The organism is Aeromonas sp. R9-2, from assembly GCF_040908025.1.
GTDB classification, from domain to species: Bacteria; Pseudomonadota; Gammaproteobacteria; order Enterobacterales; family Aeromonadaceae; genus Aeromonas; species Aeromonas veronii.
In genome coordinates this window covers 252,548-273,283 of sequence record NZ_JBFOCX010000034.1, presented here as the reverse complement: position 1 = coordinate 273,283, position 20,736 = coordinate 252,548, and the positions used below count along the sequence as shown (strand labels likewise).

General features: G+C 58.5%; 17 protein-coding genes. 4 read left to right on the top strand and 13 right to left on the bottom strand.

Annotated features, from left to right (window positions below):
- Positions 1 to 37: 37 nt before the first annotated feature.
- Positions 38 to 2,185 carry a polyribonucleotide nucleotidyltransferase gene (gene pnp / locus AB5Y71_RS19585; RefSeq protein WP_005338796.1) on the top strand — a complete coding sequence of 716 codons (2,148 nt, stop codon included), beginning with the start codon at positions 38 to 40 and terminating at the stop codon, positions 2,183 to 2,185.
- Positions 2,186 to 2,283: 98 nt separating this feature from the next.
- Here the strand turns inward: pnp and AB5Y71_RS19580 are convergent, their stop codons facing one another.
- From AB5Y71_RS19580 to AB5Y71_RS19530, 11 genes are all read right to left on the bottom strand, one after another.
- The gene (locus tag AB5Y71_RS19580) at positions 2,284 to 3,342 is read right to left on the bottom strand and encodes a chemotaxis response regulator protein-glutamate methylesterase (RefSeq protein ID WP_005338795.1); all 1,059 of its coding nucleotides are present in this window, start codon (positions 3,340 to 3,342) and stop codon (positions 2,284 to 2,286) included.
- On the bottom strand, positions 3,339 to 3,830 hold the full coding sequence (gene cheD / locus AB5Y71_RS19575) for a chemoreceptor glutamine deamidase CheD (protein WP_113739041.1): 492 nt from the start codon (positions 3,828 to 3,830) through the stop codon (positions 3,339 to 3,341). The genes AB5Y71_RS19580 and cheD overlap by 4 nt, the downstream gene beginning before the upstream one ends.
- 3 nt (positions 3,831 to 3,833) lie before the next feature.
- Entirely contained in the window at positions 3,834 to 4,637 is an 804-nt protein-coding gene (locus tag AB5Y71_RS19570) for a protein-glutamate O-methyltransferase CheR (protein ID WP_040068586.1), read from the bottom strand.
- 57 nt (positions 4,638 to 4,694) lie between these two features.
- Positions 4,695 to 6,449, bottom strand: coding sequence for a methyl-accepting chemotaxis protein (locus tag AB5Y71_RS19565; protein WP_368172259.1), 1,755 nt, complete (start codon positions 6,447 to 6,449; stop codon positions 4,695 to 4,697).
- Positions 6,450 to 6,492: 43 nt separating this feature from the next.
- A complete protein-coding gene (locus AB5Y71_RS19560) occupies positions 6,493 to 7,062 on the bottom strand; it encodes a chemotaxis protein CheW (protein WP_110303373.1) in 570 nt (189 codons plus the stop codon).
- A 12-nt stretch (positions 7,063 to 7,074) separates the two neighbouring features.
- A complete protein-coding gene (locus tag AB5Y71_RS19555) occupies positions 7,075 to 9,000 on the bottom strand; it encodes a methyl-accepting chemotaxis protein (RefSeq protein ID WP_368172258.1) in 1,926 nt (641 codons plus the stop codon).
- Positions 9,001 to 9,010: 10 nt separating this feature from the next.
- The gene (locus AB5Y71_RS19550; RefSeq protein ID WP_368172257.1) at positions 9,011 to 11,221 is read right to left on the bottom strand and encodes a chemotaxis protein CheA; all 2,211 of its coding nucleotides are present in this window, start codon (positions 11,219 to 11,221) and stop codon (positions 9,011 to 9,013) included.
- A 22-nt stretch (positions 11,222 to 11,243) separates the two neighbouring features.
- On the bottom strand, positions 11,244 to 11,570 hold the full coding sequence (locus AB5Y71_RS19545; RefSeq protein WP_005349569.1) for an STAS domain-containing protein: 327 nt from the start codon (positions 11,568 to 11,570) through the stop codon (positions 11,244 to 11,246).
- 13 nt (positions 11,571 to 11,583) lie between these two features.
- A complete protein-coding gene (locus AB5Y71_RS19540; protein WP_005338778.1) occupies positions 11,584 to 11,952 on the bottom strand; it encodes a response regulator in 369 nt (122 codons plus the stop codon).
- Positions 11,953 to 11,961: 9 nt separating this feature from the next.
- On the bottom strand, positions 11,962 to 12,645 hold the full coding sequence (locus AB5Y71_RS19535) for a methyl-accepting chemotaxis protein (RefSeq protein WP_224970223.1): 684 nt from the start codon (positions 12,643 to 12,645) through the stop codon (positions 11,962 to 11,964).
- A 784-nt stretch (positions 12,646 to 13,429) separates the two neighbouring features.
- On the bottom strand, positions 13,430 to 14,518 hold the full coding sequence (locus tag AB5Y71_RS19530) for a ketoacyl-ACP synthase III (protein WP_021230362.1): 1,089 nt from the start codon (positions 14,516 to 14,518) through the stop codon (positions 13,430 to 13,432).
- A gap of 226 nt (positions 14,519 to 14,744) precedes the next feature.
- On the opposite strand from AB5Y71_RS19530, the gene AB5Y71_RS19525 reads away from it, so the two are divergent.
- The 3 genes from AB5Y71_RS19525 to AB5Y71_RS19515 all read left to right on the top strand — a co-directional run bounded on the left by AB5Y71_RS19525 (position 14,745) and on the right by AB5Y71_RS19515 (position 18,379).
- A complete protein-coding gene (locus tag AB5Y71_RS19525) occupies positions 14,745 to 15,686 on the top strand; it encodes a LysR family transcriptional regulator (protein ID WP_368172256.1) in 942 nt (313 codons plus the stop codon).
- 127 nt (positions 15,687 to 15,813) lie between these two features.
- Positions 15,814 to 16,422: a LysE family translocator gene (locus tag AB5Y71_RS19520; RefSeq protein ID WP_058057313.1), complete on the top strand. Its 609-nt coding sequence runs from the start codon at positions 15,814 to 15,816 to the stop codon at positions 16,420 to 16,422.
- A 97-nt stretch (positions 16,423 to 16,519) separates the two neighbouring features.
- Positions 16,520 to 18,379 (top strand): U32 family peptidase, encoded by a 1,860-nt coding sequence (locus AB5Y71_RS19515; RefSeq protein ID WP_368172255.1) that lies wholly within the window; start codon positions 16,520 to 16,522, stop codon positions 18,377 to 18,379.
- A gap of 67 nt (positions 18,380 to 18,446) precedes the next feature.
- On the opposite strand, the gene AB5Y71_RS19510 is transcribed toward AB5Y71_RS19515, so the two are convergent.
- Together AB5Y71_RS19510 and AB5Y71_RS19505 are read right to left on the bottom strand one after the other, a co-directional pair.
- Positions 18,447 to 18,920, bottom strand: a complete 474-nt coding sequence (locus AB5Y71_RS19510; protein ID WP_331379049.1) for a methylated-DNA--[protein]-cysteine S-methyltransferase — start codon at positions 18,918 to 18,920, stop codon at positions 18,447 to 18,449.
- A complete protein-coding gene (locus tag AB5Y71_RS19505) occupies positions 18,917 to 20,461 on the bottom strand; it encodes an AlkA N-terminal domain-containing protein (protein ID WP_335813014.1) in 1,545 nt (514 codons plus the stop codon). Before AB5Y71_RS19505 ends, AB5Y71_RS19510 begins: the two co-directional genes overlap by 4 nt.
- Between the last annotated feature and the right edge of the window lie 275 nt (positions 20,462 to 20,736).

The following is a 20,736-nucleotide window of genomic DNA, read 5'->3' as shown; positions in this document are numbered from 1 at the left end:
CGAATTTAAAGAGCCAAATTGTAAAAAGGAAATTCACGTGAATCCTATTGTAAAGTCATTCCAGTACGGTCAACACACCGTCACTCTGGAAACCGGTGTGATGGCCCGTCAAGCCACTGCGGCCGTTATGGTCAGCATGGACGATACCTGCGTATTTGTGACCGTAGTCGGCAAGAAAGAGGCCGATCACGGCCGTGATTTCTTCCCGCTGACCGTCAACTACCAGGAGCGTACCTATGCTGCTGGTCGTATCCCGGGTGGTTTCTTCCGTCGTGAAGGCCGTCCGAGCGAAGGCGAGACCCTCATCTCCCGTCTGATCGACCGTCCTATTCGTCCGCTGTTCCCGGAAGGCTTCCTCAATGAGGTTCAGGTCGTTGCGACCGTAATGTCCGTGAATCCGGCCGTATCCCCCGACATCGTTGCCATGATCGGTGCCTCTGCTGCACTGGCCATCTCCGGTATCCCGTTTGGCGGCCCGATCGGTGCTGCTCGCGTGGGTTACATGAACGGTCAGTATGTGCTGAACCCGACCACCACCGAACTGCCGCAGAGCGATCTGGATCTGGTAGTTGCCGGTACTGCCAACGCGGTACTGATGGTTGAGTCCGAAGCGGCCATCCTCTCCGAAGAAGTGATGCTGGGCGCCGTGGTATACGGTCACGAGCAGATGCAGACCGTGATCAATGCGATCAACGAGTTTGCCGCTGCCGTCGGCACCAAGCCGTGGGACTGGACTCCGCCTGCCGTCAACGAAGCGCTGAAAGCCAAGGTTGCCGAGCTGGCGAGCGCCGAACTGGGTGAAGCCTACCGCATCACCGAGAAGGCTGTTCGTTACGAAACCATCGCGGCCATCAAGGGTCGTGTGGTTGAGCAAGTTATTGCTTCCGGTGTGGAAGAAGATGCCAAGAAGATCGGCGAAGAGTTCCACAGCCTGGAAAGTCGCATCGTTCGTGGTCGCGTAGTACGTGGTGAGCCGCGTATCGATGGTCGCGATCCGGAAATGATCCGCGCCCTGAGCGTAGGTACCGGCATTCTGCCCCGTGCCCACGGTTCTGCCCTGTTCACCCGTGGTGAAACTCAGGCCATCGTGGTCGCCACTCTGGGTACCGAGCGTGACGCCCAGAACATCGACGAGCTGACCGGCAACCGTGCCGATCGCTTCATGCTGCACTACAACTTCCCGCCATACTGTGTCGGTGAGACCGGCATGATGGGTAGCCCGAAGCGTCGTGAAATTGGTCACGGCCGTCTGGCCAAGCGCGGCGTTGCTGCCGTGATGCCGAGCGCCGCCGAGTTCCCGTACGTGGTGCGCGTGGTCTCTGAAATCACCGAATCCAACGGCTCCTCCTCCATGGCGTCTGTCTGTGGTTCCTCTCTGGCGCTGATGGATGCCGGTGTGCCGATCAAGGCCTCCGTTGCCGGTATCGCCATGGGTCTGGTGAAGGAAGAAGAAGGTTTCGTCGTGCTGTCCGACATTCTGGGTGACGAAGATCATCTGGGCGACATGGACTTCAAAGTAGCCGGTACCACCGAAGGTGTGACCGCGCTGCAGATGGACATCAAGATCGAAGGCATCACCAAAGAGATCATGGAGATTGCGCTGAAGCAAGCTCGTGGCGCTCGTCTGCACATCCTGAAAGTGATGGACGAAGCTATCCAGGCTCCCCGTGCCCAGATCTCCGATTTCGCACCGCGTATCCACACCATCAAGATCAATCCCGAGAAGATCAAGGACGTGATCGGTAAGGGTGGTTCCGTGATCCGTGCGCTGACCGAAGAGACCGGCACCAACATCGAGCTGGATGATGACGGCACTGTACGTATCTCCGCCGTGGCCAACGAAGCCGCCATGGAAGCGATCCGTCGCATCGAGGCTATCACCGCCGAGATCGAAGTGAACCGCATCTATGAAGGTAAAGTTGTCCGTCTGGCCGATTTCGGTGCATTCGTCAACATTCTGCCGGGCAAAGATGGTCTGGTACACATCTCCCAGATCACCGACGCTCGCGTGCAGAACGTGGCTGACCACCTGACCATCGGTGACGTGGTCAAGGTGAAGGTACTGGAAGTGGACCGTCAGGGCCGCGTACGTCTCTCCATCAAGGAAGCAAACGCCCCGACCGAAGCGGCTGCACCTGCTGCTGACGCCGCTCCGGCCGCTGAAGAAGCTCCTGCTGCAGAGTAATCTGCTCGCCTGATACCGGATTGGTTCCGGTTGATGTAAAAAGTCCGGCTCCCCTTGGGGAGCCGGACTTTTTTATGGTCAAAACGCGCGATAAGGGATTATTTGCCGAGGATGGCGTATTGCATCTCTTGCAAGGGGAGTACATGGCGGGCTGCTCCCAGCTTGATCGCCTCCTTGGGCATGCCGAAGACCACGCATGAGGCCTCATCCTGGGCATAGGTGTTGGCACCCGCATCCAGCATCTCGCGCAACCCTCGGGCACCATCATCCCCCATGCCGGTCATGATGATGCCGGTGGCATTCTTGCCGGCATATTTGGCGACGGAGCGAAACAGCACATCTACCGAGGGGCGATGGCGGTTGATAAGCGGCCCGTCGACCACCTCGACGTGATAGTAGGCACCGCTGCGTTTGAGCAGCATATGCTTGCCTCCGGGGGCAATCAGCGCTAGCCCCGGGATCACCCGGTCATTGTTTCTCGCCTCCCGCACTTCTATCTGGCAGACCCCGTTCAACCGCTCGGCAAACATGGCGGTAAATTTCTCCGGCATGTGCTGCACGATGACGATGCCGGGGCTGACCCGGGGCAAGGCAGTCAGCACGGCTTCCAGCGCTTGGGTGCCGCCGGTCGAGGTGCCGATGGCGATGAGCCGCTCGGTGGTTTGTGCCATGGCGTGCTGGTTGGGCGCCAGCATGGCATCTGCGTTGAGTTTGGTGCTGACCGGCACAGAGGAGGGCTTGCCCACGCGCTTGAGATTGGCCTGGGCCGCAGCACGTACCGCCATCGCCAGGTCGTGGGCAGATTCTTGCAGAAAGCTTTTTATCCCCATGGTCGGTTTGGTGATGATGTCCACCGCGCCGGCAGCCATTGCCTGCAAGGTTGTCTCGGCACCTTTTTCGGTGAGGGAGGAGCAGATCACCACCGGGGTTGGATGCTCTGCCATGATCTTGGTGAGAAAAGTGATGCCATCCATACGGGGCATCTCCACATCGAGCACGATGACGTCAGGCCACTCTTTCTTCAGTTTTTCCTGGGCAAACAGGGGATCTGATGCTGTGGCGATCACCCGGATATCGGGCTCTTGCTCCAGCACCGCTTGCAATACCTGTCTGACCACGGCGGAATCATCCACCAGCATGACCCGGATCTGCTTCATTCTCGCGACTCCCGTTGATGTGGCAGACGATGATGGCGGAGCCAGACACTGCCGTTGCTGAGCTCAAAGAGCAAGCTTCGGTGGCCGCTATGGCCAAGATGATGAGCCTTGATATCAAGGCCAAGGTGTCGGGTCAGCTGCCAGGCTGCCTGAATATTTTTGGTGGCGACATTGTTGTCGCTCTGTGCGTATTGAGGCTCGGTAAACATGTTGCCACCCCCGAACAACTTGGCCTCATATTCATGGATGGGGGCGGGATAGTGACTGGCCGCTTGCAGCAGCAAGGCGAGGGCTTCATCGGCATAGCGCCCATCCAGCTTGGCAGAGGGATTGCGCCGACTTGGCAGCATGTAGTGACACATTCCCCCCTGCTTCTGCTCCGGATGCCACAAGGTGATGGCAATACAGGAGCCCAGTACGGTTCTGACCACCACATCCTCCTTGCCAAAGAAGAGCTCTCCCGGTTGCAGGATCACCTCCCGTGCCATGACTTATCTCTTCTGATAGATGGAAGGAGAGACAAGCTGCAGGCCGTGGTGCAGGCCGTGCAGGCTCTCGGCGTGGCTCACCAGCAGGTAGCCACCGGGTTTGAGTCTGGGTACCAGCCGCTGCAATACTTGCCCTTTGGTCTCCTTGTTGAAGTAGATCATCACGTTTCTGATGAAGATGACGTCAAACATGCCGATGTCCGGCAGATCCTGATTGAGGTTGATCTGCATGAACTGCACCTTGTCCCGCAACTTGCGATCGATGATGAAGATGCCCTCCTGCAGGCCCACACCCTTGAGGCAATATTTCATCAAAAAGGGCAGTGGAATATTTTGCGCCCGCTCGATAGGGTAGCGACCGCTCATCGCCTGTTCCAGCACCCGGGACGAGATATCGGAGGCCAGGATCTCCCAGTTGAAGGTGCTGCGTTTTTCCGCGAGGGTCATGGCCAGACTGTAGGGCTCCTCGCCGGATGAGCTGGCAGCGCTCCAGACCCGCAGTGGTTGCTCGGGCGGGAGCGCTGAGACTATCTCCCGCGTTAGAAACTCGAAGTGTTTGGGCTCCCTGAAAAAGTAGGTTTCGTTGGTGGTAAGGAGATCAAGCGCCAGCTGCAGTTCGCTGCTGCGATCGTTCATGATGAGCTGGAAGTAGTCGTCATAACTATCCAGCTCATAGTGACAGAGCCGTTTCGCCAGGCGGCTGGCCACCAGCGCCTTCTTGGCTGGAGACAGCTCTATCCCCGCCGTTTGATGAAGCCAGCGTTGGAAACGGGAGAACTCATCATCATGCAGCTGGGTTTGATACAAAAAACTATCCCTCTACCTGTGTGGTCGGAGATGGGAGAGGCAACGCCTCTCCCGTGACTAGAACCGGACAAAATCGCCATCGCCCGTGGGGCGTTGGACTGTGGCGGCTCGTTCCCGACTGTTGGCATTGCTCTCGTTCATGAAGCGACCTCGGGTATTGGGGTGAAGATGCGAGGTGGCTGCTTTACCTTCTTTGGCGTGGACCTCGAGGGTAAAGAACTCCATGGCCAGCTGCAGCTGTTCAGCCTGGCTGCTCATCTCTTCTGCTGTGGCAGCCAGCTCTTCGCTGCAAGAGGCATTTTGCTGGGTAACCTGACTCAACTGGTTCATGGCCTGGTTGATCTGGCTGACACCTGTGGATTGCTCAACCGAAGCGGCACTGATCTCCTGCACCAGATCCGAGGTCTTGTTGATTGAAGGAACCATCTGATCCAGCAAACGACCTGCTTTTTCCGCCATCTCGACACTGCTGGAGGCCAGCTCGCCAATCTCCTGTGCTGCCACCTGGCTGCGTTCGGCCAGCTTGCGCACCTCCGCCGCCACTACGGCAAAGCCTTTGCCGTGATCGCCAGCCCGCGCCGCTTCGATAGCTGCGTTGAGTGCCAACAGATTGGTCTGGTAGGCGATGTCATCGATGATGCCAATCCGTCTGGCGATCTGTTTCATGGCATCCACAGTTAGTTTGACCGCTTCTCCTCCCTCTACGGCCTCTTTGGCTGCCTTGCTGGCCATGCCATCGGTGACCTGGGCATTGTCGGTATTCTGGTTGATGCTGGCGCTCATCTGTTCGATGGAGGCGCTGGTCTCCTCCATGCTGGAGGCCTGTTCACTGCTGGATTGGCTGATCGACTGGGCGGTCGCGCTTACCTGCTCGGCGGCACTGGAGAGGTTGTCAGAGGCGCCGCGTACTTCGGTGACGATGTTGGTGAGCGAAGCGATGGTCTTGTTGAGCGCATCCTTGGTGGTGCCAAACACACCGGGGTAGTCCGCCTCAATCTGTTGAGTCAGATCACCTTTTGCCAGACATTGCACGACCCGGATGACGTCGTTGAGGGTGCTGTCGATCACTTCGGCAATCTGGTTGATCCCTTCTCCCATCGCCTGAAAGAAGCCGCTCTTGCCAGCAAGTTCCATCCTGCGGTGCAGCTCGCCATTGATCACGGCCTGCACAATGTCGGACATCTCTTTCTCTATCATCACCTCCTTGGTTCTGTCGGCCCATTCGACCACGGACCCCAACCGTTCACCGGTATCGTTGAAGACCGGATTGGCGATCAGGGAGAAGGTGCGCCCCCCCAGCTGTATCTGGGTGCGGTAGGTGCTGTTGAGTTTGGCCAGCATGGCGCGCTGATGGCCGGGATTTTTATGAAAGCTGTCGATGTTGGCGCCCATCAGCTGATTGGCGTTGAAGCTGTAGAGCTCTTTCTTGATGTCGGTCTCAGCCTGATTGAGCATGCCGGTCACAGCCTCGTTCATATAGATAATGTCGAGGTTGGTATCGGCAATCATCACGTTGGTGCTGGCGCAGTCGAGGGCTTTGCGAACCAGCTGGTTTTCATGGAGCAACATCTGATTATTTTTAATGTCGTTGCGGCTCTGTTCCAGCTTGTCGCTGAGCAAGGTGACCACCTCGTTGATGGCATGTCCTACTTCACGAAAGGGACTGTCCATACCGGAAAGATCGAGTGGTGCTGGAACCTGCTCTGCCAGGACTGCGTGTTGCAGCTGGCCGATTGCGTCGAGTAACTGGGTCCGCTGCCTCACTTCGGTGGTATTGTCTCCGAAGAGTTTTCCTAAGAGTGATTGGGTCATGAGCGTTTCCTTATGCTGCATGTCGTGGAGTATGGAGGCCTGTTCAGGAGGGTTGCAGGTTGCCTTGTGGCAACCTTGCCTGTGGCTGGGCCAGTTCGTTGAGTTGAGCCATCTCATCGAGTGACAACACTTTCCCGGTATCGATGAGGATGACGAATTTGCCGTTGACCTTGCCCATGCCGCTGATGAAATCGGCCCGGATGCGGGCACCAAAACTGGGTGGGGGCTCGATATCTGCTTGTGGGATACCCAGTACTTCCGATACGGAATCCACCACAACGCCAATATCCTGACCTAAAGGTTCATCGCCCTGCGGGGCCACCCCCTCAATAATGACGATGCAACTGCGGCGAGTGATGACCGAAGGTGCATTGCCAAAGCGGGCATTCAAGTCTACGACCGACACTACCGCTCCTCTGAGGTTGATTACGCCGCGAATAAAACCCGGCATCATCGGAACCGGAGTGATATTGCCGTATTCGATGATCTCTTTGACCCCCAGAATATTGATGGCGAACATCTCGTTGTTGATCAGAAATGTCAGGTACTGGGCATCGCCACTGCTCTCGTCAGCGGCCGCTGATGGCACCGTGATGTCGGTGGATGTATGCATGGTCGCCTCCGGTTAAAAGCGGACAAAATCCGCGTCATCAATGGAATGGGATGATGGTTGATTGGGCTGGCTGGCCCGTTGTGGGGGGGCGATGAAACTGCCTCTGGGAGGCATGCCCTTGTGGCCGGTTTCATTGGGCCTGGTGTTGAGCTGCGCACTTTTCTCCAGAGCAAAAAAGGCCATGGTTTGCTGCAGTTCGCTGGCTTGCGAGCTCATCTCTTCGGCCGTGGCCGCCAGCTCCTCGCTGCTGGCCGCATTCTGCTGTGTCACCTGATTAAGCTGGTTCATGGCCAGACTGATCTGGTTGGCTGCGCTGGCCTGTTCCCCGGAAGCAGCATTGATCTCTTGTACCAGATCAGAGGTTTTGCGAATGGAGGGAACGATCCTCTCCAGCAGGTTGCCAGCCCGCTCTGCCTTGCTGACGCTGTCGGAGGAGAGCTCGCCAATCTCCTGCGCTGCGATCTGGCTGCGCTCTGCCAGTTTTCTCACCTCGGCAGCAACCACCGCGAAGCCTTTGCCATGCTCTCCGGCGCGAGCCGCCTCGATGGCGGCGTTGAGGGCAAGCAGGTTGGTTTGGTAGGCAATGTCGTCGATGATGCTGACTTTCTTGGCGATTTGCTGCATGGCGGTCACCGTCTGTTGAACGGATTGGCCCCCTTCGGTTGCCTCCAGCACCGAGTTGCTGGCCATGCTGTCGGTGATCTTGGCGTTCTCGGTGTTCTGATTGATGCTGGCGCTCATCTGCTCGATAGAGGCGCTGGTCTCTTCAACGCTGGCCGCTTGCTCGCTGGTGGCCTGGCTCAATGCCTGCGCCGTATTGCTCACCTGATTGGAGGCATTGGTCAGGTTGTCGGCGGCGTTACGTACCTCTTCGATGATATTGGTCAGCGCTGTTATGGTCCGGTTGAGGCCGTCTTTGGTCTGGCCAAAAATTCCTGGGTAGGGCTCATCGATCCGTTGGGTCAGGTCCCCCTTGGAGAGCGCGGTGGCAATGCGCATCACATCTTCCAGGCTGGTATCTGTCACATGGGAGAGGCGATTCAGCAGCTCGGATACCCGCTTGATATATCCTTGACGATCCTCCAGCGCAATCTTGTGGCTGAAGTCGCCCTGTTCGACAGCGGCGGTGACCAGCGTCTCGATATCCGTGATCAATGCCCCCAGTTTCTTGACCATGTTATCCATCGCCATCAAGAGCTGACCCGCTTCATCGTTGGACTCTATCTGGATCGATACATCCAGATTGCCATCGGCCAGACTATTGGCCACGCGCAGAGCCTGTTCGATGGGGGTGATGATGCTTTTGATCAGCAGGGTGCCAAACCAGGCTGCGAGTCCGATGCCGACCGCGATAACCACCGCCATGGTTATCAGCATCACGTCATACCAGGATTGCGCAGCGGTATATTCCGACTTGGCCACATTGAGCTGCAGGTTGACCAGCTCGGTGATTTTGTTGCCTATCGGGTCGATGGAGCCATAGAGGGCACCGTCAAAATTGTTCAGCATGCCAGTAATCATCCCGTGCTGGGTGGCTAGGTATTTCTCCAGCTTGCCAATATCGGTATCGGCCGCGTTGAACAGGGTGGTCGCCTCGGCTGACAAACGCTGTTCATCTGGTGTGAGAGTGGTGGACTGGTAGTGATGCCACTCGTTTTTGATTGTCTGCTGGGCCTGTTGTATCTGCTTCAAAGCCTCTTCTGCCGGGATCAGCCCCGCATTGGCCTTGTTGAGGTTGTCGATGATCGAGACGGCATAGCTGTCGGAGATAGTCTTCAGCTGCTTGAGGGGAACCACCCTGTCGTTGTAAACGCGCTGCAATCCGGTATTGCTGCTCTGCATGTTGTATAACCCGAGGCTGCCAACGGCCAGCAGCAGTAGGCAGAGCATGCAGAGCAGTACAATAAGACGCAATTTGATGGTGGAATTTTTTAACATGATGGTCCCCTCAGTTGATGCTGGATTGAGGCAGGTTGCGCGACACTGTCAACCTGTTGAGCTGACAGGATTCCTGAGTGATTGCGTGCTGGATAAGCGAAGGAATGTCGAGGATCAGGGCGACCTCTCCCCCCCCCAGAATGGTTGAACCACTAATGCCCTGCAGACGCTGGAACAATTTCCCCAACGGTTTGATGACGGTCTGGAATTCTCCCAGCAGTTCATCCACCACCAGTCCGGATTTTTTGCCTGCATGGCTGACCACGACAATGTTCTCGCGCCTCCCTTTGCTGCCATTGGTATCGAAGTAGTGTTGCAGGCGGATAAAGGGCAGCACCTCGCCACGCAAATTGATGTAATTGCGACCCTGGGTATCGGACAGTGCACTCTGGGTCAATTCAACGCACTCGATCACCATATCGAGGGGAATGACGTAGTGGGTGTCGCAGACTCGCACCAGGAAGCCGTCGATGATGGCAAGGGTAAGCGGCAGGCGGATCTGCACACGGGTTCCTTTTCCCGGGATGCTGTCCAGATCGACTGTGCCGCGCAGGGCAGAGATGTTGCGTTTGACGACATCCATGCCCACCCCGCGACCGGAGAGGTTGGTTATCGCCTCGGCGGTAGAGAACCCCGGCTCGAAGATCAGGTTGTATATCTCCTGATCCGTCAGCGTGGTGGTTGGGCTGATCAGGCCGCGCTCGATGGCTTTTTGCTGGATCCTGGCTTTGTTGAGACCTGCGCCGTCATCCCGAATTTCGATGACGATACTGTTGGAGTCGTGATAGGCATTGAGATTCAGGGTGCCACGGGGGGGTTTGCCTGCCAGCAGCCGTTGCTCTGCCGATTCGATGCCATGATCCATCGAGTTTCTGACCAGATGCATCAGCGGATCGCCGATCTTCTCTACCACCGACTTGTCCAGTTCGGTCTCAGCTCCGGAGATCACCAGAGTGATATCCTTGTTCAGTTCCTGACTGACATCGCGCACCACCCGTTGGAAGCGGTTGAAGGTATCGCCGATAGGCACCATGCGCAGGCGCAGTGCACTGTCGCGGATCTCTTCCACCAGCATGGCAATGACCGAGGTGGCTTCCTGCAGCTGGCTTTCGCGGGTGCGTTGGGCCAGCAGATTGGCCCCTGAACTGGCGACTACCAACTCCCCGACCAGATTGATCAGATCGTCCAGCTTGTCGGCATGCACCCTGACGTAACGGCCCTCTTTGCTCTTGCTCTCTTTGGTCTGATTCTGTTTTTTCAGGGCTGCATCGACAACGGCTTCGTTGACGGCACCCTGCGCAATCAGGATTTCTCCGAGTCTGGGCGCTTGTTCTGCCGGGGCCGCTTGTTGTGTCTGTAGACCGCTTGCTAACTCCTCTGCAGTCAGGGCGCCGGTGTTGACCAGCAACTGCCCCAGCATGGCGCTATCTTCAGGCAGCGACTCGATCAGGTTGATGTACTCGGCGATCTTGCTGTGGGGTGGCAAGATGGTGATCTGGCAGTCATCTCTGACAAATTCAAAGACATCGCTGATGGCCGTCTTGTCTGCCTGCGAGTCGAAGTCTATCTCGTAGCCTAGGTAGCAATTCTCCGGATCGAACTGTTCCCAATCCGGTAACGCCTGATGGATGGTCTCCACCGAGCATATGGTTCCCAGTGTGCCGAGATAGCGCAGAAATGCGGCCGGATCCATGCCATTGCGCAGCACATCGGGACCAAAACGCAGGGATATATGCCACAAGGAGGCGGAGCTGGTAATTCCTCCCTCTTTTTCGATCTTGGGTTCCGGCGTATGCACAGTATCTGGCAGCGTGGTATGGGGGACGCACTGATGACGAGTGAGGGTGAGCCTCAGCCGTTCATCTTGGTTGGCATCGCCCTCGCTTAACGTGCTGCCCTGTTCTGCAACGACACTGATGAGCGTCTGGATATGGTCACAGCTCTCCAGCAGATCCTTAATCAGAGTAGAGGTGACGGTGAGCTGCTGATTGCGGATCTGGTCTAGCAGATCCTCGACAATATGGGTAAACCCGACGATGGGTTGCAGACCAAAGAGGCCAGCCGACCCCTTGATGGTATGAGCAGCACGAAAGATGGCACCAATCAGCTCGCTATTGTCAGGGTCAGATTCCAGTGATAGAAGGGCTGACTCCATCTCTTCAAGCAACTCGCGTGCCTCGGCGATATAGGTTTGTAAAGCCTGATCAAGATCGATGCTCACGGTGACTCCTTGTCATGGTGGCTCAGGGCCGTTCGCCATGGGTGATGAGGGTGGGGTCGCCAAAAAAGGCCGAGAGCTGGCAGAGCTCCAGCAGTTCAAGCACAACATGGCTGTGCCAGACCAGCGCCAGGGAGGTGCCCTGCTGCAGAGCGGTTTTCTTCGCTGCCAGCAGCAGTTGCAGCCCGGCGCTGTCTATCTCGGATACCGCTGCCAGATTCAGCTCCAGTTCGTTCCCCTGATGCAATAAGGGTGAGAGAGCATCTTTCAGCTCGCTGACTGTATAAATGGTGATCTCGTCCGGCATGGTCACCACTACCTTGTTGTCGAGTAGCTCACTCTGTAGTTGCATGATGCGCTCCGGATCACGGCATGATGAGCTTGGCGACTGCGGCCAGCATCTGTTCGGGCTGGAAGGGTTTGACCACCCAAGCTTTGGCTCCCGCGGCTTGTCCCTCCTGCTTCTTGCTGTCCTGAGACTCGGTGGTCAGCATGATGACAGGGGTAAATTTGTAGTTGGCCAGCTTTTTGGCCTCTTTGACGAAGGTGATGCCATCCATGTTCGGCATGTTGACGTCACTGATGATCAGGTTGATCTTCTTGCCATCTAGTTTGTTGAGCGCATCTTTGCCGTCAGAGGCTTCCATGACCTCATAACCGGCTCCCTTGAGGGTCATGCCCACGACTTGGCGAATAGTTGCCGAGTCATCCACGATCAGGATCGTTTTGCCCATATCTCTCTCCTAGAAAAATGTGATGTCGGCGCTGCTTGGTTGCGCGTTGACAGAACGGGTGGTGCGACCATGGTGAATATTGCGCTGTTCGTCGGTGGCGTATGAGAGCTCCATTTCTGCTAGCCAGCGATTGGCATCGATCTGGATTGGCCCTGTCGCATTGCTGCTCTGCTCCGAAGCAACCAGATGGCTGGAGAGGCTCTCCATGTTTTGTCTGACGTGGCTGAGGATCTGGCTGACCCTGTCTTGAAATTGCAGCGAGACAATGACGCTGGAGATTTCGCGATGGATATCGGTGCTCTCGTTTTGCAGCAGGGAGGCGGATTCCGCCAGGCTGTCAGTGGCATGGCGAAAACGGGCCAGTACCTGTTCGATTGTCTGCTCCGAGTTGAGCGCCGAGGCGTGATCCCGTGCGGCAGCATTTTCGGCAATCTGGAATGCGCGGCCGATAGCAGTATTGATGGTGTCTACCTTGTCGGTCATCTTCTGGGCGGTTTCGCTGGAGAGGCGGGAGAGGTTGCGCACTTCATCAGCGACCACAGCAAAGCCACGGCCTGCTTCCCCTGCACGAGCCGCTTCAATGGCTGCGTTGAGGGCCAGCAGGTTGGTCTGGGAGGCGATTTTGGCCACATCCATGGCCATGGTATTGAGCTCTATGGTGTAGGTGGTCAGGCTTTTTATCTCACCCAGCATGGCGTCTCGATTGGCCTGGGCGGAATGCAGGATGGCAACCACTTCATTGAGCTGCTGCTGGCTCTCGCTCAAGACTCCTGCCATGCCACGAGAATTGGCATCACCCAATTCTCCGGCTGCCAGATGAGAAGCATTGACTGCTTCTTCCAGCTTGTTGGCCAAGCCGCTGAAGCGTTGAGTCAGGTCAATCATCGCGGCTTCGGTTTGTTGACGAGAGCTTTCAATTTGCTGGGACCAGATGGGGAGTGCCTTCTCGCACACCTGTTCGAGCCCGATGATGGAGTGGGCGAGAGGATCGGTTGCGACGGTTTGTTCCTCTCCTGCACGATGTCGGAGTGTGTGCTGGTGGAAGTGACTCGATGTCCAGAGCGCGGCGGCAATACCAACCAGCACATTGAGCAGCAGGTAGAGAGGTGACAGCGCATCGGCGAGCTGCAGCAACAGGCAGCTCAGCAGAGCAAGCCCGATGCAGCAAATCCAGCAAACCGGTTCCCAAAGCGGTGTGTTCACGCCACTTTTGTGTTGTGCCATACGTAGCTTATCCCTGTGCAATTATTTGGTAAGAGGTAAAGGCGCGGGACTGCAACCGTCATGGTGCCCCTTGACGCTCTTTTCTTTATTTATAGTTGGCACAATAAGGTTAGCGGAAAAAAATTAATTGGCTGCAAATCGGAGTTGTTTGTATCAGCGATTGCCGTATCAAGTGGCTTGCGAAGTGGGGGGAAGAGCCAGGTGGGGATGAAAAGGAGAGAAGGAGCCTGAGGATTCAGGCTCCTGATGAGGATCACGCCTCGTTGGCGTGAGCCTTCTGGCAACCTTCCACGGCGTGGGCGATGAGCTCCAGCGCGCTCTTGTCGCACGGGGGCAGTTCAGCATCGCACGCCTTGATGGGGGTGACGCGATCGCCCCACTTGATGATGGCGGCTCCCCATGTCAGACCGGCACCGAAGGCAGCGGTCAGCAGATAGGAGTTCGGCTTGACGCGGCCCTGCTCCAGCGCTTCGCACAGGGCGATGGGCACAGTGGCTGCGGAGGTGTTGCCATAGTTTTCGATGTTGACCATCACCTTCTCCATCGGCGCATTCATCCGCTTGGCGAGGGTCTCGATGATGCGGATATTGGCCTGGTGCGGCACGATCAGGTCGACCTGCTCCGGCGCAATACCGGCCTGTGCCAGCACAGTGCTGGTGGCTTCACCCATGCCGCGCACGGCGCGTTTGAAGATCTCCGGACCTTCGAAGTTGAAGGTGAACAGCCCATCGATATCGGCAAAACGCACCCGATCGGTACCGAAGTTCGGTACGTGCAGGATCTCCCGCGCTTCGCTGTCGCAGCCCAGCTTGTTGGCGATCAGGCCACACTCCTGCTCGCTCGCCTCGATTACCACGGCACCGGCACCATCGCCAAACAGCACGGCGGTATCGCGGCGTGCCCAGTCCAGCAGGTAGGTGAGGCGCTCGGCGCCGATCACCAGCACCTTTTTCATCATGCCGGTCTGCACCAGCGAGGTGGCGACCGAGAGAGAGTAGACGAAACCGGTGCAGGCCGCGTTGAGATCAAACACGGCGGCATTGACGGCACCGAGCTTCTTCTGCACCGCAGAGGCGGCACTTGGCAGCAGGTTGTCCGGGGTGGCGGTGGCTAGGATGATGCCATCGAGGTCGCTCGCTTCCAGACCGGCGCAGGCCAGTGCGCGGCGACCGGCCAAGGTGGCGAGATCCGAGGTGCTGACATGGGAGATCCGGCGGGCCTTGATGCCGGTGCGCGGATAGATCCACTCGTCTGACGTATCCATGATGGTGCTGAGGTCGTCGTTGGTCAGCACGGAGGGAGGCAGGCATTTGCCCCAGCCGGTGATATTGGCGTATTTCATCTTGTTACCGCTTCTCAAAGTGGATCGCCCGCGGGCGGAAAATCGTGCAATTATGCCGTACGAGACAAACACTGTCATCTTGTGGTCATGGTTATGTGCGGGGAGCTCAGCTGTGCCATCTGGTCGCAAAGGGCTGCAACGTGCTGAGCATGGCTGGAAATTTTGCTTAAAACGCGGGACTCCTCTGCCCTAAGATAGGCGTTTCACCACCGATGAGGGTATCTCCTTGCTCAGAGCCAATCTCAACTTGTTGCCGACCCTCAAGGTACTGCTGGAGACCCGTAATATCAGCCGCGCCGCCGAGCTGCTGCACCTGAGTCAGCCCTCCATCAGCAAGCAGCTTGCCCAGTTGCGCAGCGAGTTTGATGACGAGTTGCTGGTGCGGGAGGGGCAACGCTGGCTGCTGACGCCGCGTGCCGAAGCGCTGGCCGCCCAGCTGGCGGATTCTCTCGGTGCGCTGGAGCGGCTCTACGAGGCACCCGGATTTGACCCGAGCCGCTGCGAGCGGGTATTTCGACTCGCCTCCTCCGATTATGTGGCCCAGCATATCCTGCCCGATATCTGTGCCGCGCTCGCCAAAGAGGCGCCGTTGGCAGCGCTGGAGTACAGCCTGTGGGACAAACGTCAGCTGCCGCAGTTGTGGCAGTCCGAGCTGGATCTGGTCTCTACCATCACCGAGCTGGTACCGGAGCAGATCCGAGGTCTGCATCAGGGGGAAGATCGGCTGGCGGTGCTGATGGGACGTCATCACCCGCTGGCGGGCAAGGCGCTGAGTCTCGATGACTATCTCGCCTGGACTCACCTGCAGGTGAGCGGGGGAGGCGACAAGGACAGTCCGGTTGAGCAGGTGTTGGCGCCGCAGGGACTGAGTCGGCGCTGGTTTGCCAGAGTTCCCTTCTTTCAGGCGGCAGTGGAGGTGTTGCTGCGCACCGATTGCCTGATGACCACTCCGGCTCATATCGCCTGGCAGCTTTCCTGCGGCCATGAGCTCACCTTTGTCGATCTGCCCTTTGCTACCCGCGACCAGCAGTATCATCTGCTGTGGCATCAGCGCCATCATCAGGATCCGGCCCACCGCTGGTTTCGCGAGCTGGCCTACCCATTCCTGCGGGATCACCTGCAACGTACCGTCGGCGAGAGTCGCAAGCTGCTCGATCTCGGCGGTTAGCCGCAGTCAGTTGTGTGGTGCCATAGCCATTGGTTATGGAATCTATTCATAACTTTCACTACTGGCATAATGGCTCAGCCCGTACCCTGAATGCAGGGCATCATATCGAGCACAAAAGAGGAAAAGCATGGAACTGACGAGTTGGCTGGCACTGGCCGCAATCTGCGTGATGGGCGCCATCAGCCCGGGGCCGAGTCTGGCGCTGATCATCCGCAACACGGTGCAGGGCGGGCAAGGGCACGGCGTCGCCACCGCGCTCGGACACGGCCTCGGGGTTGGTATCTATGCGCTGGTCACGGCGCTCGGCCTCTCCATTTTGATCACCCAGACTCCGATCTTGTTTGATCTGATCCGCTACGGCGGCGCCGCATTTCTTGCCTGGCTCGGGGTGAAAGCCCTGCTGGCAAAACCAGCCAGTGACGAAGGGAATGAAGAGGTGCATCAACTGCGCGGTCGGCAAGGGGCCTTTGAAGGTTTTATGGTGGCCTTCCTTAACCCCCAGCTGGCGGTTTTCTTCATCGCTCTGTTCAGCCAGTTTGTGCGGGCCGATACCGGTTGGAGCGAAGGGGGCATCATGATGCTCACCGCGGGCGGGATCGATGCCGTCTGGTACGTGCTGGTGGCGCTGGTGCTCTCGCGCGGGCCTGTGCTGGCGTGGCTTAAAGCCAAATCCTTTGTGATCGACAAGGTGAGCGGCTTGGTGCTGCTGGGACTGGCACTCAAGGTGGTTATCTAATCCTGTATTTCGCAGATACCTTAAGCGGGATCAAGGCATGCGGGTGGTGAATGGGCTAGAGTAGCGCCCATTTGCTGTCCGCCCTGATCCCGAGACCATGCACCAGAACAAGCACCCGTTAAGCCACAACAACCGGTTGGAGCTGCTGGCTCCGGCCAAGAACCTCGCCTACGGCATCGAAGCCATCAACCATGGTGCCGATGCCGTCTACATGGGGGGGCCGGCTTTTGGCGCCCGCAGTGCGGCGGGCAACTCCATCGAGGATATCGAAGCGCTGGCACGTCACGCCCACCGTTTTGGCGCTCAGGTCTTTGTCGCCTTCAACACCCTGCTGCACGATCACGAGCTGGAGCAGGCCCGGCGCCTGACCCACCAAATTTACGAAGCTGGTGCCGATGCGCTCATCGTCCAGGATATGGGGCTGCTGGCGCTGGATTTGCCTCCCATCGCGCTCCATGCCAGTACCCAGACTGACAACCGCACGCCGGAGAAGGTGAAGTTTCTGCAGGATGTGGGTTTCTCTCAGGTCGTGCTGGCGCGCGAACTGTCGCTGGCGCAGATCCGCGAGATCAGTGCGGCGACCAATGTGCAGCTGGAGTTTTTTATCCACGGCGCGCTCTGCGTCTCCTACAGCGGCCAGTGCAACATCAGTCATGCCCGTACCGGTCGCAGTGCCAACCGCGGCGAGTGTGCCCAGCTCTGTCGCCTGCCCTGCTCGCTGCAAAAGCCGGACGGTGAAGTGCTGGTGGCCGACAGCCACCTGCTGTCGCTCAAGGATATGGATCAGACCGACAACCTGGAGGCCTTGATCGAGGCGGGGATCCGATCCTTCAAAATTGAAGGGCGTCTCAAGGGGCTCGACTACGTCAAAAACGTCACCGCCTGGTATCGGCAGAAGCTGGACGCCATTCTGGATAGTCGCTCCGATCTGGTCGCAGCCTCTGCTGGTCGTTGCAGCTACAGCTTCACGCCTGACCCCAAGAAGAGCTTCAACCGCGGCAGCACCGACTACTTCCTCCATGGCCGCCAGCAGGGGATCGACTCCACCAAGAGCCCGAAATATGTGGGTGAACCGCTCGGGCGTGTCACCAAGGTGACCCGTGACGGTATCGAGATTGACGGCAAACCGGTCACCCTCAACAACGGTGACGGTTTGGGCTTCTTCAAGCCGAACAACGAGCTGGTGGGGATGCGCCTCAACAAGGTCGAAGGTAAGCAGTTACTCCTGTCAGAACGCATGCCGGGGCTAAAGGTGGGGACCGAAATCTACCGCAACCACGATCAGGCGTTCAGCAAGATGCTGGAGAAGGCGAGCGCGGATCGCCGCATCCGGGTCGATATGGTGCTGACTGAGTGTGATGAGGGAGTGAGCCTCACGCTCACCGACGAGCAGGGCATCAGCGTTGCGGTGACCCTGCCTTGCGACAAGCAGCCTGCCGACAACCCGGAGCGGGCGCTGCAACAGGCGCGGGATCAGCTTGGCAAACTCGGCAATACCCTGTTTGTGGCACGCAAGATTGAGTTGGCAGTAACGAGGCCGCTATTTATCGCCGCATCACAGCTCAACGGTTTGCGCCGGGATGGCATTGCTGCGCTGGAGGCGGCTCGCGTGGCCAGCTACCAGCGCCCCGAGCGACGGATCGCCCTGCGGGATATCAACTATCCCCAGCACCGTCTCTCCTACCTTGGCAACGTGCTTAACAGCGCGGCTGAAAAGTTCTTCCATGAGCACGGTGTGGAGCGCATTGCCCCCGCCTATGAAGCGAACAAGGAGGAGCGGGAAGTGGTGCTGATGATCACCAAGCATTGCATCCGCTATAGCCAGAACCTCTGCCCGAACGAGGTGCCAGGTCTCAAGGCTGAGCCGCTGGAGCTCAAGATGGGTAAAGACACCTTCCGCCTGCGCTTTGACTGCAATCGCTGCGAAATGCATGTGATGGGCAGCCTGAAACGCTGAGCAATGAGCCCCTTTCTTCGTCCGGAAAGGGGCAGTTTTTTATCGCAGGTTCTCTGCCCACCCTCCTTTAATTGCCCCTCTCCAGCGCCAGCAGTGCTTTTTTAATCTCCAATCCCCCCGCATAGCCGGTCAGGCTGCCGTTTTGGCCGATCACCCGATGGCAGGGGACGATGATCGAGAGCGGATTACGGCCGTTTGCTGCGCCTACTGCCCGCACCGCATCGGGTTTGCCGATGGCGCGAGCGATATCGCCGTAGCTGCGGGTCTCGCCGTAGGGTATGTCGCACAACGCTTGCCACACCGCCTGCTGAAAGGCGGTACCACGGGCGGCAAGGGGCAGGGAGAAGCGCTGCAAGCGACCGGCAAAATAGGCGTCAAACTCGGCGAGGAAGGGGGCCAACGCCCCATGGTCTTGCTGCCAGCAACTCATATCGGGCAGTGCCCGCAGGCCCGCCACAAAGTCCACGTGTACCAGACCAGATTCATTGATGGCAACCAGCAGATCGCCGCAGCGGGTCGGCAGGATATCGTAGCGGATCATGGGGTTATCTCCTGTGGTTGGGTATCTGGCTGTTGTTCGTTGCCGGTGGCATGGAGCAGCAAATTGGGCGCTTCACTCATGGCGTGCCACAGCCAGCTGGCCGCATAGCTGCGCCACGGCTGCCAGGCGGCGCTTTGCGCCAACACCTCCTTCACCGGCAGCTTGGTGCCACCCCCCAGCGCTTTTTGCAGCACCAGATCGGAGGCGGGGAAGGCATCGGTGTCCAGCCCGCAGCGCAGCCGCCAGTAAGAGACAGTCCAGGGGCCTATACCCGGTAGCGCCAGCAACTGCTCGTCACTGGCCGTAGTGAGGGTCAGCTCACCGCTGGCCAGTGCTTGTGCCACTCCGCGCAGGGTGCGAATGCGGCTGCCGGGCATGCCGATACCGTCGAGATCGAGTTCGCACAGCTGGGCGGGGGTCGGCAATTGCGCCACCCCGAATTGTGCCTCGGTGCGTGCCACCAGTCGCCCCAGAATGGTAATTGCTCCCTTGACCGAGACCTGCTGGCCGACGATGGCGCGCAGCATCACCTCGTATTCGTCCCAGCCACCCGGCAGCCGTACGCCGGGCCAGCGCACCTGCAAGCGGGCGAGCAGCGGATCCTGACCGAGCAGATCACCGATCCGCTGCATATCGGCATCGAGATCCCACATCCGGCGCACCCGGTAGAGCAGATCGGGCAGTGCCGCGAGCGGCAGGTCATGCACGGTGAGTTGCAGGCTATGCCCCTTGCCCTGCGCGATACGCACCTGCGCGACCTGATCGCCGACCCGATAGCGCCGCTCATACACCTCGCCATCTACCCGCTCCAGCCCCGGGATTGCCCGCAGCCGGTAGAACGCCAGCATGGCCGCCACGTCATATGGGGGGCGGTAGGGCAGTTGCAGTGTCAGGGTTGCGCCGCGGGGCTGCGCACTCATGTGCTCTGGCGCGTCATCGTGCTGCTCCTGCTGGCGCAGGGAGCGCGGGGCCAGTCCGTAGGCGTTGAGCCAGGCGTCATTGAAGCGGCGGATGCTGGCAAAGCCGGCGGCAAACGCGATGTCGGTAATGGGCAGCCCGGTTTCAGTCAGCAGCCGTTTCGCGAGCAGCAGGCGGCGCGTCTGCTCCACCTGTTTTGGTGAGGCGCCGAGATGTTGCTCGAACTGGCGGCGCAGGGTGCGTTCGCTGATCCCTGCCTCAGTGGCCAGTTTGGCGAGCGTGCCTTCCGCCAGCTCGCCGCGATCGATGCGCGCCAGCAGACGTGCCAGTTCAACCGGCAGATCGCCACGGGCTGCGGGGGCCAGCTCAGGGCGGCAGCGCAGGCAGGGTCGCAGCCCATACAGCTCGGCGGCCGCGGCGCTTTGGAAGTAGCGCACATTGTGCTCGTGCGGTGGCCGTGCCGGGCAGACAGGCCGGCAGTAGATGCCGGTCGAGAGCACGCCAGTATAGAAGCGGCCATCGAAGCGCGCGTCGCGCGCGAGCCGTGCGGCGTGACACTGTTCGCGGCTGAGGGTGTTGATTACCTCATCCGGTGACGACTCAGGGCTGTGCTTTGCATTCATGGTGTTGGCGGCTTTGCTGGAATAGATGGCAAGAGAGTAAGGGGGCTCGGGGGCCGTGACTAGCCAGAAACGGACAGGGATAGCAAAAATTGGCCAAAGGTTTTTTTGCTCTTTCATTGCACGGCCGGGTTTCACTCTTCGTCACGCTGTTATTCATATCTCTCGGCTCGACAGAAGGGAGCATAACGGACGGTTCGTAGGCACGATTGGCTTAGCTTTATTTGCATAGCGAGATTAGTGGCGGCGAAAAGTGCTTAAAAATTAATAACAGATCA